This window comes from Gimesia sp., assembly GCF_048260065.1.
In the GTDB taxonomy this organism is placed as follows: Bacteria; Planctomycetota; Planctomycetia; order Planctomycetales; family Planctomycetaceae; genus Gimesia.
The window spans coordinates 169,596-185,771 of record NZ_JBLXHC010000015.1; the positions used below are offsets into that span (position 1 = coordinate 169,596).

General features: G+C 51.7%; 14 protein-coding genes. 4 read left to right on the top strand and 10 right to left on the bottom strand.

Translation table 11 applies throughout. From position 1 onward, the window contains the following. Nucleotides 1-45 precede the first annotated feature (45 nt). From ACN0YN_RS24285 to larE, 4 genes are all read right to left on the bottom strand, one after another. Nucleotides 46-543 (bottom strand): Fur family transcriptional regulator, encoded by a 498-nt coding sequence (locus ACN0YN_RS24285; RefSeq protein WP_417387621.1) that lies wholly within the window; start codon nucleotides 541-543, stop codon nucleotides 46-48. A 48-nt stretch (nucleotides 544-591) separates the two neighbouring features. After that, entirely contained in the window at nucleotides 592-888 is a 297-nt protein-coding gene (locus ACN0YN_RS24290; RefSeq protein ID WP_417387622.1) for a flagellar biosynthesis anti-sigma factor FlgM, read from the bottom strand. A gap of 522 nt (nucleotides 889-1,410) precedes the next feature. After that, a complete protein-coding gene (gene ltaE / locus ACN0YN_RS24295; protein WP_417387623.1) occupies nucleotides 1,411-2,508 on the bottom strand; it encodes a low-specificity L-threonine aldolase in 1,098 nt (365 codons plus the stop codon). 84 nt (nucleotides 2,509-2,592) lie between these two features. Beyond that, complete coding sequence (gene larE, locus ACN0YN_RS24300; RefSeq protein ID WP_417387624.1) at nucleotides 2,593-3,456, bottom strand: ATP-dependent sacrificial sulfur transferase LarE; 864 nt, start codon at nucleotides 3,454-3,456, stop codon at nucleotides 2,593-2,595. A 446-nt stretch (nucleotides 3,457-3,902) separates the two neighbouring features. Between larE and ACN0YN_RS24305 the strand changes: the two genes are divergently transcribed. The 4 genes from ACN0YN_RS24305 to ACN0YN_RS24320 all read left to right on the top strand — a co-directional run bounded on the left by ACN0YN_RS24305 (nucleotide 3,903) and on the right by ACN0YN_RS24320 (nucleotide 9,005). Then, nucleotides 3,903-5,795, top strand: a complete 1,893-nt coding sequence (locus ACN0YN_RS24305; RefSeq protein WP_417387625.1) for a c-type cytochrome domain-containing protein — start codon at nucleotides 3,903-3,905, stop codon at nucleotides 5,793-5,795. Between the two features lie 154 nt (nucleotides 5,796-5,949). Further along, entirely contained in the window at nucleotides 5,950-7,059 is a 1,110-nt protein-coding gene (gene thiO, locus ACN0YN_RS24310; protein ID WP_417387626.1) for a glycine oxidase ThiO, read from the top strand. Between the two features lie 26 nt (nucleotides 7,060-7,085). Continuing rightward, entirely contained in the window at nucleotides 7,086-7,535 is a 450-nt protein-coding gene (gene dtd, locus ACN0YN_RS24315; RefSeq protein ID WP_417387627.1) for a D-aminoacyl-tRNA deacylase, read from the top strand. A gap of 240 nt (nucleotides 7,536-7,775) precedes the next feature. Continuing rightward, nucleotides 7,776-9,005 (top strand): CvpA family protein, encoded by a 1,230-nt coding sequence (locus tag ACN0YN_RS24320; protein ID WP_417387628.1) that lies wholly within the window; start codon nucleotides 7,776-7,778, stop codon nucleotides 9,003-9,005. Nucleotides 9,006-9,262: 257 nt separating this feature from the next. Here the strand turns inward: ACN0YN_RS24320 and ACN0YN_RS24325 are convergent, their stop codons facing one another. The 6 genes from ACN0YN_RS24325 to ACN0YN_RS24350 all read right to left on the bottom strand — a co-directional run bounded on the left by ACN0YN_RS24325 (nucleotide 9,263) and on the right by ACN0YN_RS24350 (nucleotide 16,117). Beyond that, on the bottom strand, nucleotides 9,263-9,658 hold the full coding sequence (locus ACN0YN_RS24325) for a hypothetical protein (RefSeq protein ID WP_417387629.1): 396 nt from the start codon (nucleotides 9,656-9,658) through the stop codon (nucleotides 9,263-9,265). Nucleotides 9,659-9,973: 315 nt separating this feature from the next. Further along, complete coding sequence (locus ACN0YN_RS24330; protein ID WP_417387630.1) at nucleotides 9,974-10,951, bottom strand: acetyl-CoA carboxylase carboxyltransferase subunit alpha; 978 nt, start codon at nucleotides 10,949-10,951, stop codon at nucleotides 9,974-9,976. Nucleotides 10,952-11,045: 94 nt separating this feature from the next. Further along, nucleotides 11,046-12,536: a serine/threonine protein kinase gene (locus ACN0YN_RS24335; RefSeq protein ID WP_417387631.1), complete on the bottom strand. Its 1,491-nt coding sequence runs from the start codon at nucleotides 12,534-12,536 to the stop codon at nucleotides 11,046-11,048. A 191-nt stretch (nucleotides 12,537-12,727) separates the two neighbouring features. Then, entirely contained in the window at nucleotides 12,728-13,882 is a 1,155-nt protein-coding gene (locus ACN0YN_RS24340; RefSeq protein WP_417387632.1) for an efflux RND transporter periplasmic adaptor subunit, read from the bottom strand. A 124-nt stretch (nucleotides 13,883-14,006) separates the two neighbouring features. Beyond that, nucleotides 14,007-14,735, bottom strand: a complete 729-nt coding sequence (locus ACN0YN_RS24345; protein ID WP_417387633.1) for a YiiX/YebB-like N1pC/P60 family cysteine hydrolase — start codon at nucleotides 14,733-14,735, stop codon at nucleotides 14,007-14,009. A 287-nt stretch (nucleotides 14,736-15,022) separates the two neighbouring features. After that, nucleotides 15,023-16,117, bottom strand: a complete 1,095-nt coding sequence (locus ACN0YN_RS24350) for a class I SAM-dependent methyltransferase (RefSeq protein WP_417387634.1) — start codon at nucleotides 16,115-16,117, stop codon at nucleotides 15,023-15,025. Between the last annotated feature and the right edge of the window lie 59 nt (nucleotides 16,118-16,176).

Consider the following 16,176-nt stretch of genomic DNA (forward strand, 5'->3'; position numbering starts at 1 on the left):
CAAAGTGAAGCAGGGCAGGGGGCTTGCAAAAAAGCAGCCCCGGGATCAGATCAGATCCAGCTTCTTATGGCGGCGTTGAGGAGGACGCGAACATTCATCGCAGATTCCGTAGACTTCGAGGCGGTGCTCGTTCATACGGAAGTTAATCTGATCTGCGAGCTTTTCCAGGATCTCGGCGATCTCTTCATTATGGAATTCAAAAAGTTCGCCGCAGCTTTTGCAGATAAAATGGTCGTGTTGAGGATAGCCGTAATCGTGCTCGTAGACGTCCCTGTCGTTGGTTCGTGCGACTTTACGCAGCAGACCCGCGTCTTCGAGAGAGCTCAATGTCCGATAGACGGTAGAGCGGCTCACGCGACGTCCGGTTTTCTGCAGTTTCATGCGCTCAACCAGCTGGTCTGCATCGAAGTGTTCATGGGACGAGAAAACTTCAGCAACGATTAACTCTCGCTCCTGTGTCAGTCTCATTCCCTTGGTGGCCAGGTACTCCCTGAATTTCTCAGTAGGAGAAACAGCGATTTCCAGGCTTTCAAAATTGAGCACGGTCTATCTCTTTCTCATCTAATTTCTCTACTACGACATTAACGTGGTTTATTCCGAATCAGAAATCTGATCCAGCAGACGGCTCAAAGCTGCATCCAGCTTTTCATCCGTATCATAAGTTCCATCGTCAATCGCCGCCTTGATTTGTGCTAACCGTTCTGCACGCATATCAGAGTTGTTCGTCATTTCGTCCAGCATTCGACCTGCAGAAGAAATCTCAAGTTCATCCTGAGGAGAAGAGATCGGCTTCGAAGCAGGTGTCTGTTTGAAGTTGGTATTGCTCGGACCGATCTGCTTACTGATAGGCAGAGATCCGGAAATAGAACTGGTGCCGTTAACATCCATGGCGGCATTCCCCCTGTCACGTGGTCCTGAACCTGTCGGGATAGAATTCTCCCGACTGTTAGTTACTGTATGAGGTTCATGATATCGTAAGACGGGGGATCGATTCAACTGGTAGTCTGCAGTCATGGCCAATTCTTTCATTGAATTCACTGAATTTCCAGTGTTTTTGCCACTTAATGAAGCAAAAGAACACCTGTTTTCAGATAGTCATCAATATTGAATGTAGAATGGCTTCCTGCACATCCTCCAGCTCAATGGAGTTAAAACGAGTATTAGGCTTATATGTAAGACATGTTCCTATGTCTTTACGGCCTCAATCGTTGAGGGGAGTCTGAACCTTAATTCCATCGACTGACCAGATAGCAAAAGTTTAACTTCTGACCCGGAAATCATTTGAACCTGACAGGACTCAACCGCTGGTATCAATTATGCCGATTATGCGGCGCAGGAAAAAACGGTCTGTGTCTCAGATAACACTTTTTCTGGTTAAGTCTTTTGGTAGAAAGAGTTTCAGCTGATCGCCTATCCCCGGGCATAAGGGCCGGTGGCAATCCCCTGGTACTGCTCCAGTCCCGTCTGTAACGCGGCGCGGACTGCAGGGGCAACCCGTTCGATCTGGGCACGGCTGATATCCAGATGCGTGCAGGCCCGCAGGGTGGAATTCCCCATCGCTCCGATTCCGACCCCTTCTTTTTTGAGGGCCGCTGCCAGCTGCATCGCATTTCCCAGCTCCGGATGGACGTCAAAGAAGACCAGGTTGGTCTCCGTATTCGCAGGATTGATGGAAACTCCTTCAATCTCCGCCAGTTGTTCGGCGAGGAAACGGGCGTTGTCGTGATCTTCCTGTAGACGTTCGATATTGTTTTCTAGAGCATAAATACAGGCTGCTGCGACAATGCCCGCCTGTCGTAATGCACCGCCGAAGATCTTGCGGGAACGGCGGGCATGGGTGATTGCTTCCTGAGAACCGACCAGAATCGACCCCATCGGGCAGCCCAGACCTTTCGAGAAGCAGATGGAAATCGTATCCAGAGGGGCACAGATCTCTTTGATTGAATAGCCGCCGGCAACAGTGGCGTTAAAGATCCGTGCGCCATCCATGTGAGTTTTCAGGCCGTTCTCGTGTGCCCAGTTGCAGATGTCCGTGAGCTGATCGAGAGGGTAGTAGTGCCCGCCTCCTGCATTGGTCGTGTTTTCCACGCATAAAAGTCGAGTGCGGGCCAGGTGCTGATCATTGGCACGAATCTTACCGCGAAGCCCTTCTACAGTCAGCATGCCTCTCTCACCGGTCAATGTGCGACAGCTGACGCCGCTTAGAATCGCGGGAGCGCCCCCTTCGAAGATGGCGATATGACCGAGTTCATGAATCAGCAGTTCATCACCGGGAAGGCAGTGCGCCCGCAGCCCCATCTGGTTCGACTGCGTTCCCGAGCAGGCAAAGACGGCGGCTTCCTTGCCCAGCATGTCGCAGATCATGGCTTCGAGCCGATTGACGGTCGGATCTTCTCCATTCATGTCATCGCCCAGCTCTGCAGAAATCATGGCCTGCAGCATCTCGGGGGTTGGTCTGGTTTTGGTATCACTGCGAAGATCGATGAAAGACGAACTGTCTGAATCCACGGCTGGTTTCCTTGTCATTCGTTGCTGTTGTGCTGTATTGAGTGCTGTATTTCAGAAGCGAACGGAAAATGATCTCTCCTGAGTTCAGGTTTTGGGAGCGGCTATCTGCAGGTCATTGATGGAAAGAAAACTGTTGAGGCTGCCTGAGCGAAAGCCCTGGAGGTCGAGTGTGACATTCCGAAACCCGAGCTGCAGGAAATGATCTGAAATCTGTGTGAGCGCCGAGGGAGTGGTCAGTTTGGGGATCTCGTTCAGGGGAACTTCAATGCGGGCCAGTTCATTGGGTTCCAGGCGAACGCGGAGTTCCCGGATTTCGAACTGATTACGGAGAAACTGTTCGCCTTGATCGATTCTCTGGACCCGTTCTTCCGTAACTTCCACTCCATAGGCGATGCGACTGGACAGGCAGGGGTGAGCCGGTTTATCCCAGATCGGGAGTTCCCAGTGATGCGCCAGGGCGCGAACGTCTTCTTTTGTGAATTCCGCTTCGATCAACGGACTGCGAACATGGTAATTGCTCGCCGCCTGCATTCCGGGACGATGGTCGCCGCGGTCATCCAGATTGGCACCGTTGACCAGGGTGGCGGATTCCCACTCTGTACCCGCGATGGATTGGCTGAGGATCTGATACAGTTCTGTTTTACAGAAAAAGCAGCGGTTCGGAGCGTTGGCCCGGTACTCCGCGGTTGCGAATTCCGAGGTGGAAACCAGGCGATGCGGAAGACCGATCAGTTCAGCCAGCTGGATTGCTTCCTCTTTTTCGCCGGAGGCCAGACTGGGACTGACAGCAGTCGCCGCCTGTGCGTGATGGCCGCGTGCCAGGTACGCCGCTTTTGCGACGACGGTACTGTCTACCCCGGCAGAAAAAGCGACGATAATCCGGTCCATACTCGCCAGAATCTCATGCAGGCGTGTGGATTTCCGGGATAATTCTGCGGTCAGAGGCATGGTCAAAAAGTGAAGTATATGAAAGAGGTTATCAGAAATTCATGCGATTTGACTGTATTATAGACAACCCGGGGAGTCATTGTCTTGGAACTTCAGGCGAAAAATATGTGATTCCCCATCAAGACAGCCAAAAAGGAACGAATTCGGGGTAGAGAAGGGAGGTTCAGTTAATAAGGGATGGGTATCGACTGCCTCGGGATCTGTGATTCATGGCATTCAGAGCTTTTTTCTCATACCCGCGACCATTATACTGAAACCAGTGAAAACGGAGTGCAGCCTCAATCTGATTAAATCGGGTTGATGCTGACAATTAAGATAGAGCTGTCTGATTGAAGAATGTCTCATTCAGTCAGAAATGTTTCTCCTGCGTTCTCCCGTATGTGGCGGAGCAGGGGAGCCGCGTTGAATTACGCAATCCACCCTGTTTCAAAACTAAGAGGAAAGTTATGTCATATCGGTCCGTTCAGATTACTCGATTCCTCCTGGCTCTGATTCTGTTCTCCGGAATACTCACGGCCACCTCTCAGGCGGCGAAGCTGACTGCAGAGCAACGCAAAGAGTTGGCTTCGATTAAACGGAACTTGACTAAAGTGGCAACGCTGATTCGTCAGAAAAAATATGATGAAGCCAAAACACTGACCGATGAAGAGGAAGCCAAACTCGACAAGCTGGCTCAGGACGCGATGATTCCGGAAACCGATCCCGTCATGGTCAGTACAAAAAAATTGATTAGTGCCCGCCGCTCCGTACTCGAAAAAGCCATGGGCGGGGGAGGGGGGACCCCGGGGGCGAATAAAGGAATCAGTTTTGAATCTCAGGTCGCGCCGATACTGAATGAGAAATGCGTGAACTGTCACGGATCTCAGCGTGCGAGTGCCAATTTGAAATTAGACACATTTGCCGATATGCGAAAAGGGGGGCGCAGTGGCCTGCTGTTAGTGCCGGGGAATCCGAAAGCCAGTCTGATGGCTCTCAAGTTGATCGCGCCGGACAATCAGCGGATGCCGAAAAATGCATCGGCTCTGGAACGGGATCAGATTGAATTGATCGCCAAATGGATTCAGGAGGGGGCCCGTTTTGACGGTGAGAAAGAGACCGATCCCATCGGTGCTTCAGCGAAAGCGAAAAAGAACCCTGTGAAAGTCGAGATGGCGACAGGAAACGAAAAAGTCTCGTTCATGGAAGACATCGCTCCCTGGATGCTCGACTTCTGTATGCGGTGTCACAGCGGCAATAATCCATCCAGCGGATTCTCAGTCGTGACCTTTGAAGATATTCTGCGCGGCGGTGATACCGGTGAAGTGATTGTACCCGGGAAGCCGGATGAAAGTCGTCTGTGGCATCTGGTCGGTCTGCAGGATCCAATCAAAATGCCTCAGGGACAGGCATTACTGAAACGAAAAAATGCCAACGATCTCAAAACCTGGATCGAGGAAGGGGCCAAGTTCGATGGGAAGAATGCCAAAGGCAACTTGCGGGAAATGGTGCCGACCGAAGATGAGAAACGGATGGCAGAACTCGCGAATCTTTCACCGGAAAAATTTGCAGATCTGCGTCGGGAAACACTGGAACCGACCTGGAAACGCGCACTCAACAATGAGAAACCGGAACTGCTCGAGACCGATGATTTTATTTTCTACGGTAATGTCAGCACGGATCGTCTGAAGCAGATCAGTGGCTGGGCAGAAACTCAGGCAGACAGTTTACGAAAACTGTTCAATGAAAAACAGAAACCGCTCTGGCGCGGTAAGCTGGCAGTTTTTGTAGTCAAAGATCGATTTGGTTACTCCGAGTTCAATCAGACCATTGAAGACCGTCAGGTAGACGCCGCTACCACCTGGCATTCCAAAGTGACACCAACCTATCTGGATGCCTATCTGGTTCTGCAGGATGTCGGCGATGAAGCGACCGTAGACTCACCGGGTTTGCAGACCAACGTTGTTGCAGGAGTGACGAATGCAGCAATCCAGCGTGGAGAAGGGGAAGTGCCGATGTGGTTGTCTCGCGGTCTCGGAATGCTGCTGGCGGCAAATGGTTCATCCGGCCAAAAGTACTTCGAGTCATTACGACAGGAAGCACTCAATGCGGCTCCCAAAGTGACACGGCCCGAACAACTGGTGATGGAAGGAACCTTTTCACCTTCCGAAACGACGGCGGTCGGGTTCACTCTAGTCGAATTTCTGATCAACAATGGGGGGCCACAAAAAATGGCGCTGCTGTTGAAGGAGTTCAAAGCGGGAACCGCAGCTCCTGCCGCATTGCAGAAAGTTTATGGCACCAATCTGCGGGCACTGGCAACCGCTTATGCCAGGACTCTCCGACCCGGTAAGTTGAATTAGGATTCCTGTGAATCGGAATCAGGCAGAAAAGCAGGGGGGCTCGTTTCCTGATTTTGGAAATGAGTAGCAGCCCTGTGATTCTGCGGCCAGTCCGCTATAATCAACGGCCTTGAGTGTCTCGTATTGAAGAGTGTGACCAGGGCTCGTTAAACCCATGATGGATGTAAATATTATTGGCGGCGGAGTGATCGGGCTTTCGATCGCTTATGAACTGGCAAAGCAGGGCCTGCAGGTTGCCGTCTTTGATCGTCAGCAGTTCGGCCAGGAAGCTTCGTGGGCCGGTGCCGGCATGCTGCCTCCCGCGAAACTCGAATGTGCCACCACTCCCGGAGGACAACTGCGGGCCGCCAGCCAGCCTTTGTGGCCTGACTGGTCGCGTCGACTGCAAGAGGAATCGGGCATTGACAACGGCTATCTGAATTGTGGTGGTCTGCATGTCGCTCTGTCTGAAGATGTGACTGACTGGCAGAGTTATGTTGAGGACTGGCGCAACACCGGGACCGTTGTTGAAGAACTGGATTCGGTTGCTTTGCGCGAACGGGCTCCATTTTTAAATGAGCAGATCGAGGCGGGATTCTATCTGCCTGAAATGGGCCAGGTTCGAAATCCGCGACATATGAAAGCGCTGCTGTCAGCATGTGCTCAGCGAGGAGTCTTACTGCATACAGGGAGTCCTGTTATCGGATTTCAAAAGGCAGGGGAGCGCATCACGGGAGTCCAGACACCTTCCGGAGTGTATCAGGCAGGGCAAACCGTAATTGCAGGAGGCGCCTGGTCTCCTGAAGTGCTCAGTCGACTGGGAATTCAGTGTGAGCTGGTCCCCGTGCAGGGACAGATCGTTTTACTTTCGATGACGCGTCTTCCATTCCGCCAGGTGATTGAATCAGGGCGCCGCTATCTTGTGCCACGCAGTGATGGAAAAATACTAATCGGCTCCACTGAAAAACATGTCGGCTTTAATAAACAGAATACGGCGGAGGGAGTCGCAGGTTTAATTGCATTTGCACAGTCTGTCGTGCCGGGCTTGAAGGAGGCAACATTCGAACGCGCCTGGGCAGGCTTACGACCCAAGTCGATTGACAGCCTGCCGTACCTGGGACGCGTTGATGGTTACCAGAACCTGATCATGGCCGCCGGGCATTACCGGGACGGCTTACAGCTTTCGCCGATCACGGCAAAGTTGATTCGGCAATTGATCTGTGAAGAAGAATTGTCGATCTCACTGGAACCGTTTTCCTGCCGTCGCGGCATTCAATTCGATTAAGTTATCTTCCACCAGGAGAGATCCCCTTGAGAGCTGTTGTGCAAAGAGTATCCCGCGCGAGTGTGACGGTGGACGGTGAAATTACGGGAGAAATCGAGCAGGGGTTTCTGGTATTGCTGGGTGTAGAACAGGGGGATACGCAGGATGATGTCATTTATCTCGCTCCTAAGGTCGCTGGTCTGCGTGTGTTTGAAGATGCGGACGGAAAAATGAATCTGTCACTGTCCGATGTGAATGGGAAAATGCTGGTCGTGAGTCAGTTCACTCTGCTGGGAGACTGTCGCAAGGGGCGTCGTCCCAGTTTTGTGAATGCAGCGCGGCCCGAACAGGCGAATGAATTGTATCAGAGTTTCGTGGCGGAAGTTCGCGGTCAAGGGATCCCGGTCGAAACGGGACGCTTTCAGGAGCACATGGATGTGGAACTGGTCAACGATGGCCCGATTACGCTGCTGTTAGACAGTAAGAAGCAGTTTTAGCTTCAAATCCGTGATGGCAACTTTCTGGCAGAGACGCCCTGCTTTTCTATTTTGAAAATTTGGCCTCAATTCGCTTGATGTCCGAAATTTCCGGTCAAAATTCTGGTCTTTCCGTTACGCTCAATTTTGGCCTATAATCCCCTTCCCTTGAATTCATGAAAAATCGGGGGAGTGTGAGCAGGGGAGAGGGCCAACCCCGAAAACTTCTCATGGATGACCCGAAATAGACAGGATGTCGCGATGTGGTTTGATTTGCTGATAGTTGGAATATTGATTTATGCTGTCTGGAAAGGTGCCTCGAAAGGCGTCGTCTGGCAGTTGGCCGCAATTGCAGCGCTGGTGCTCTGCTTTGCGTTTGCCGAATCACTGTCGCTGCAACTGGCTCCGTTGATCAATGTGAAACCGCCACTCAATCGCTGGATCGCGATGCTCGTGATCTACATTGTCTTCTCATTCATCTCATTTACGTTGGCGCGCAGTTTGAAGACCGCCATCGATTCGTTGAAATTCAATGAGTTCGATCGCCATCTGGGCGCTGTGTTGGGGCTGCTGAAAGGAATTCTGTTCTCATTATTCCTGACGTTCTTTCTGATTACCATTTCCGAAACGGCGCGGGCTACCGTACTGGAGTCGCGGAGCGGATATGCGGCAGCAGTAATCCTGAATGAAATGGCACCCGTGATGCCGGAAGAGTTGCATAATATCCTGGATTCGTGTCTGGCGAAACTGGATTATCCCGGAATCGAAATGCACGATCATCATGACGATGAACTGTTTGGCGACGATCACGACCACGATCATTCCGGAGATCACAATCCATTTCCACCCGGTTCGAATGATCTCCCGAATCCCTTCTTTGAAAAACCAGGGAGCGGTAGTCCAGACATCAGAACCACGAAGCAGGATTCATTACTCAAGCAGATCCTGAAAAGTATTCCCAGCTATCTGAAAAGCGAACTTGAGGACAAAGTCATTGAAGCCTATAACGCGACCGCTCCCGAGGATCGGGAACAGTTCGCGAGAGAGCTGCAGTCGCGGATTCCCGGTGTGTTGAGAAATGTGACCAACGAATGGCAGAACGGCCAGCCCCAGGCATCGCTTCCAGCTGACAGTTCTCTGTTTGGAACGAACGGGGGACAGCCGACTGCTGAGATGCAGGGGATCGCTCAGGAGCGAACCCGGCTCCTGCGTGATATTGCCGCCGTCTATTCCGATTACCCGGAAGCACAGAACTCGTTGATCGAAGAGTTTGAATTCACTCTGACAGGACTGCCAGATCAGGTGGTCCTGGCAGCTCTCAAGGACTGGCGGGCAGACCTGTTATTGAACGGGGGAGACCCCGATCCAAAAACGGATGTGACGACACCGTTGGATACACGAATTCTGCGTCAGCTGGAACTGCAAAAGGTGCCTTTGAATTCACTGGGATCTGCGTTGCAGGATCGGATGCGTGAAGCACAGCGCAGATGATTAATGGAAGTGGGATTCGAGTCAGCTTTCAGTATCATTCTAACGCTGAAAGCTGAGAGGCTTTGAGTGTCAATTCAAAGTCTGATACAGAGTGTGTGTTAAGTGAGAGAGCAGAATCAGGGGAATTGCAAACCCTGTAAAAACAGGCTAAAATTCACGCCGAACTTAACATAACGGACATTATCGGACGTTCGTGGTGGGGTACATTCTGGGGGTTTCCCTGTGTTGTCTCAACTCTCATGCTTTGAATCGCGTGCTTAATAACGGTAAGTGAATCGGGGCCGCTGCTCTCTTGCAAAGGTCCGCTTTATAGCAGACCTGATCTCCGTCAGCAGCCACACTTCAACTCGCTCGAGACGAGCCGATCCTGGCATGGATTTATGCTGCTGTTTCTCGCCCTGATTATGCTGAAACGGACGTCGAAATCGCGTCTTGAAACCGGTCCATTTCCATGCCCCGATTAGAGTTCTCTGGCCGGGTCTGAACTGCGATTTTCGCGTCTCCGTTTCCCCAGGTATCTGACGCGACTGGTCGGCGATTGCGATCGTGAATTCGTTGCCGGTGACATCGACTTCAGGGAGAGCGGGTTCCCGGAACTCCTCGCGCAGAAATGCGTCGCTGAGGGCCTCGATTCGGATTTGTGACACTTGCATCGCGTTTTCCTTTTCAGCTCACTGACGGGCCTCTGAGAGGCTCGCTTCTTTCAGCGCGCAAAAACGTATTTTCAACAGCGTTGAATGAAAACAGAGACGCCATCCTCAATCACTTTCGCGATCGGGAAACATCTACTCGAAGCATAGCATCCGAACCAGCCTCTGACGTTGAGAGAATGGAAGAACTTTGTTCGGGTGGTTTTACAGAGCAGGTATGCTTATCAAAAAAAATACGCCCGTTGAAAGTTCCTTGCGGGAATAACAACGGGCGTATGTCTGAATGTCTTTAGTGGCGTTGTGGAGGCCGGAGTCGTTTTACGCGGTTTCCACTTCCAGTGTTTCGTGGAACTTGCCGATCTTGCGGAACTTTTCGTAGCGTTGATCGACGAGTTGATCCAGGGGGATGTTCATCAGCTGTTTCAGATTGGCAGAGAGAGACGCTTTCAGTGCGGTTGCCATCTGGCGATGGTCGCGATGGGCTCCCCCCAGTGGTTCCGGGATGACTTCGTCGATGATCCCCAGGTCGAGCAGATTCTGGCTGGTGAACTTCAATGCGTTGGCAGCTTCGTTGGCGTATTTGACATCCTTCCATAAGATGCCGGCACAGCCTTCGGGAGTGATCACCGAATAGTACGCATACTGCAGTACGGAGATGTGATCTCCCACGCCGATCCCGATGGCTCCCCCGGATCCCCCTTCGCCAATCACGACGCAGACAATGGGTGTCTTAAGGAGCGACATTTCTCTGAGGTTGATGGCGATGTTGTAGGAGATGCCTTGTTCTTCCGCTTTGATGCCCGGGTAGGCGCCGGGAGTGTCGATCAGACAGATGATGGGGATGCCGAATTTTTCCGCCATCTTCATTTTGGAAAGTGCTTTGCGATAACCTTCCGGATGAGCACAGCCGTAATAGCATTCGGTGCGCTCTTTTAACGTGCGACCTTTCTGCTGTCCGACAAACATGACCTTCTGCCCGTCCAGTTTTGCCAGGCCGGTCAGGATGGCACGATCGTCGCCGATGGCTTTATCGCCATGCAGTTCGACGAATTCATCAAATACCAGTTCGAGGTAATCGAGTGTCTGAGGTCGTTCCGCATGGCGGGCGACTTTAACCGTATCCCAGGCATCCAGATTCTCAAAGATCTCGCGTTTCATACGCGTGATTTCCAGTCGCATATTGCGAATGGCATCTTTTGTATTCGGAGTGGGGTTTGGTTCCTGCTCGATTTTTTTGAGCTGTTCTTCCAGTTCGTAGATGGGACGTTCGAATGGAAGCTGATTGATCGCAGACATAGTTTTTGAGACCACGTATTAAATAAAAATGTATAGAGATAATGATGCCGGCAAGTTTACCAGATACAGGCAATTCCTGGAAGATTTTATGTTTTCAGATCACATCCGGCAATTCATCCATGAAGGGAAGATCGTCATCATTTCTGGTTTTTTGCTCTTTCTCTTCATTTTTGGGAGGTTCCGGCTGATTTTGAGGTGGTTTTGCCGGTTGTTGCGGTGCCTGTGACTGCTGTGGAGGCGCATTGGCAGCCGGCGGTTGCTGGGCAGGCTGCTGTGGAGCCGATGGTTGCTGCTGTTGCGGAGGCGGCTGCTGACCCGGATACTGTGGTTGAGGCGGATAAGGTTGTTGCGGGTACTGCTGTGGTGGATACGGCTGCTGTGGATATCCCTGTGGCGGCGGATAACCTCCGGGCGGCATGGGTTGCCCCTGGTACTGCGGCGGGTACATCGGCTGCTGGAATTGCGGCGGATACATCGGCTGCTGGTACTGTGGCGGATACTGTGGTTGTGGTGGCTGCTGCGGCTGTGGTTTTTTCTCTGGTGGCGGTTCCGGTTTGGGCTTGGGTTTCGCGTTGGCTTTCCGCTCGGCCATCAACTGTTTTGCGAGTTCCGGATTCTCTTTAACCATTTCAGAGAGCCGCGCATCGGCGCGACTGTCGAGACGTTTCTCCTTCATGGACTCTTTTTCAGCCTGTTCTGCATCCGCCTTTTCCTGCGCGATGATCTCAGATATTTCCAATTTGAACATTTTCAGGTTTCGAATGGTCGAGACTACCTCTTCCATGGAGGCAAACCGGTTCTCCGGTTTCTTGGCCAGCATCTTCAGAATAAACTCATCCATTTCCGGTGTGACGTTTGAATTGAAACTGGACGGGTACGCGGGCTTTTCTGAGATATGTTTTAACAGAACTTCCTTGGGATTCTCTCCATGGAACGGGGTTCTGCCCGTCAGGATTTCGAAGATCGTGATTCCCAGACTGTAGATATCTGCCCCGGGCCCCAGAGGCTCCTTTTTAATTGTTTCCGGAGCGATATAGGAGCGGGTCCCCTGTACTGTTTTGGGTTTTCCGAACAGCTTTCCCAGCCCTTTGGCAACCGGAACGGCCAGTCCAAAGTCGATGATTTTGACTTCCGAACTTTTGCTGATCAGAATGTTTTCCGGTTTGATATCTTTATGAACCCAGCCCTTTTCATGCATGTGCCCCAGTGCCATTGCCGTTGATTCAATCAACTTGCGGAGTCGGGCCTGAACGCTCTGACGATCCGATGAAATCTGTGAGCGCAAGTTGGGAGCTTTGAAGTACTCCATCAGCAGATAGATGTTTTTTTTGTTCTTAACAAACTTATGCAGCTGGATGATATTGGGGTGATCGAGTGCCGCTGCCACCTTTGCTTCCAGTTTCATGGTCGCAACGATTTCCGGCTGCTTCATGGGCTCGGGGAGCAGCTTTTTCATGACGAAAGTGTTGGCGCCCCCCTGTTCTTTCACTTCCCAGATTTGAGTCGTAGTCCCATCTACGATGAGATTCACCAACTCGTATTCATCGACTATATTATCTGTTTCTGTGGTTTCTGTTTCAGCCACTGTGCAACCTCTTGCTGTTAAGTGATTCGACGAAGATCCGTCGAATATCATTGTAGCCTATGACAATGATCTGCCCTAACCCGATTTCTGTCAGAAGTCTGAAATCGGTCCAGGAATCGATGGAATCGGACGTGACTTTGCTTCGCACATTATAGTGTAACGAGCTCAGTTACCCAGCGAAACAATGGATTCTAAAAGCTGACCTTTTTTTCAGGTGGTTTTGCAGGCTGGCTACCTGGCGTGGCCGCTGGTGTGGTCTGAGTTTTTCCCACAGTGAGCCGAGGTTGTACCTGTGTTCCGTCCGTCAGAGGCTGTGACGTGCTGACGATGATTTCATCATCTTTGTTGAAGGGGGCCGAAACAAACAGGCGTTCCGGGCCGATCTGTCCCAGGATCTGTGGCGTAAGGTCTCTGATCACATTTTCACGCACGATTTGAATTTTTCGCGTTCCTTCGGGTGTGTTAGCGACTGAAACCGTGGGAACTTCTGCAATCGGATAACGTGGAATTAACTCCACGCTGACGGACTGACCCGGTTTGAATTGTGCATTTTTGTTATCCAGAATGACCACGGCCGAAGTGATCGACTTTGCCAGGTCGCGGAGTTTTTCGAACTGCGGTGCTAAAGGCAGAACCTGATCCACGGTCGCCTGGGTCGCCTGTTCTTCCACATTCAGATTGATGCTGGACCCCTTTTGAGCCTGTTCGCGCGACAGGGGGACCTCCACCTGCAGTTTTGAGGTGTCCCCCAGTTCGAGCAGTGGCTCCCCTGCTCTGACGAATTCACCCGGTGCCGAAAAGATTCGAAAGACTTCACCTTCGAACGGTGCACGAACGATGGTCTGCTCCATACGAATGTTGGCCAGCTTCAGATCTGCTTCTGCCAGCGCAACATTTGCTTTTGCGACTGCAGCGGCTTTTCCCGTGGCATTTTTCTGTTCTTCCCGGGCCACTTCCAGCGCGGCTTCCGCACGATCCAGCTCTGCCTGCGGGATCGAAGAATCGAGCCGAACCACGACTGATTTGGCCGTCAGCTTGTCTCCGGATTTGACTTCGACAGTGTGTACGATGCCATCAATGGGGGCAGCAATGGTCAGCGAACGCAGTGGCTTCAGATTAAGAGGAACGTAGTAATCCCGCGGATGCCTGAGAGTGATTGCTTCACGCTGAATGGAAACGGTTTGCGGTTCGCCTGACTTCTCCTGAGAGAATGCCGTTGCCGGGATTCCGAATGTGAGCAGCAGTAATCCAAATACAGATCGATTCAAAATCAACTGCTGAAAATTCGTTTGCTGGTTCTGAAAGGTATTGGTCATACTGGCGCTTTCAAATACGAAACGGGTCACACTTAAGAAGAATTCCTTCTCAGATTCTCGCTGACCGGTTGCGCAGTTTCAAGCAGTGTTTGCCGATCTTTCCCGGATTTCACAGAAGATGTGAAGAACCAGCTTTGCGACAGATGACTGTCGTTTACTGGCAAAGAACCCAGCCACGCAGTTTCACGCAGCAGGCGGAGGTGCAGTTTTTGGTATCCACCCAAAGTTGATGACACCAGTTCCGCGGTTTTTCCGCCACCAGTGGAGGACGTTCCAGTTCAAAGGTGATTGAAGGTGAATAGCGATTTGCCTGCACGATGCCAGTCACCAGGGAAGCCGGAGAAACTTTGGCAGGTGCCTGTGCTTTCATCAGATGACAGGCGGAAAGTGCATCAATCGCATATTCCGCACAATGAATTCCCCGGGCGCGTGCGCCGGTCAGGTGATGCCGGATTGAATAAGGAGTTCCCAGCTTCTGATCCAGGTAGCGTTCATACTGCTCTGTCATCGTCGGATTGAATGCAGTATTAGGTTGAAACACATGGATGGTAGCCGGACGTTGTGTATTCAGATAGTTTTTCAACGTGAGACAGCGGGCACCGACCCCGTTCATACTGTCGTAGACCAGCGGTTCGCCATTTCGCATCACAATCATGGCAACATGAGTGTAAGCGCTTTGGGTATAAATGCGAACGGCAAGGCAATCGCCTTTACTGAACAGCAGGGTTCCCGTTTGTACGCGGGATGAGAGGGAATCGGCCAGCTGGTCGAACGTAGAAAAGTTAGTTGTCATCTGTGGTATTGCAGCCTCGACTGGCTGTTCATTCCTTTGGGTGTCCTGTGGTGTCGCTGCGAGGACCGCAATTGACAGGAATAATGACATAACAGCCTCCTTCTGAAAAGAGCAATCTGATTCACAGCTCCAGCAGGCTGTTTTCAAGTCCTTCCGAAGCCATAAACGATATTTTCACATCAGTTCTTCGCTGTCAACGAGGATTTCTTGGGAAAAGATCAGAAAAAATGGATTCTGAACCATAAAATCAGAAGCCGCTGATACGTCTACCGGCGATTTTGCAGTCGGTGAGACTCTGTAAAATCAACAAATTTTTGGTGTGAAGTGTGTCTCTCCAGTGAAGGAACGATGGTCTGTACAGGCTGCGGTGCGACGTCTTATTCCGGTTTTCGGGCCGAGAGCATGAAGTGATGGACGGCGCCGTCAATGGCCACATCAGTGAACAGATCAAGCAGGCGATGGGCATACCACTGATACTGCTTGGTGGAGAACTGCAGCAGCCCTCCGGGCTTCAATGCACGCAGGCACATTTGCAGAAAGGCTTCGCCCTGCTCTTCGCTGTTGAAATAAGATTTATTGGTCAACAGGTAATCATAGCTTTCAGGCATGATCCCTTCGTCAATCGCCGCCAGCTTCACGGAGACGTTCGTGAGTTGATTCTTCTCGATCCCCTGCTCTGTGCATTTGACTGCCCGGGCATTACTGTCGATGGCATGAATCTGAGCACCGGGACAGCGGTTGGCCGCCACAAACGAGACGATACCGGAACCACACTCCAGGTTGAGGATCGATGATTCGTCGGAGAGTTCCATCAGATTAATCAGGGCGCGGGCGCTCTGGTTGGGACGCCGGTGACTGAAGACACCCGGCAGCGTGTAGGCATAAAGCAGTTTTTCACCTTCCCGCATGGCGGACTCATCCTGCAGACATTTTTTCTCCGGCAGTGGCTGCTGTCGCTTCCCCTGGTAGGCGATGCCGACATCAGAGGAGATGCGTGTGACTTTGTTGAACAGCGTCTGCAGAAATTTATGGTACTCGTAGTCTTTGGTGCGCGAAGAAGCAATCGTCAGCGTACCGCCTGTCTGCAGCGCGTAGGCGGCGGAGAGTGTCAGTTCACGTGCCAGTTCATCGGAGAACTGTTCTGAGAGCGGCAGCAGTACTGCTTCGTATTCGTTTGCAGGCAGTTCACTGTCGCAGATCGTGTTAAAGGCCGGTGCCCCCCCCTGCTCTTCCTGCAGGAGACTGCATTTGTGACCAATTCGCTGCGCGATCGTTTTATCGAAGCTGAAACAGTCGACCTGATCCGTTTCTGTGACACGCTTCATTAATGCGGTCGTCAGGGGATACAGATTGGACTGGAAGCAGAGCGTCTGTGTAGAGTGCCAGTCTGCAGGCAGGAAATCCAGCAGCATCTGTTCCGGCGGAGGTGCCTGTTTTTTCAGGCGTTGTTTTTTTTTCGACTTACGCGACATGATGTTTCAATTTTCAGAACAGTATCTGTGATGTAGTACCTGATCAGTGGACGCCGCAA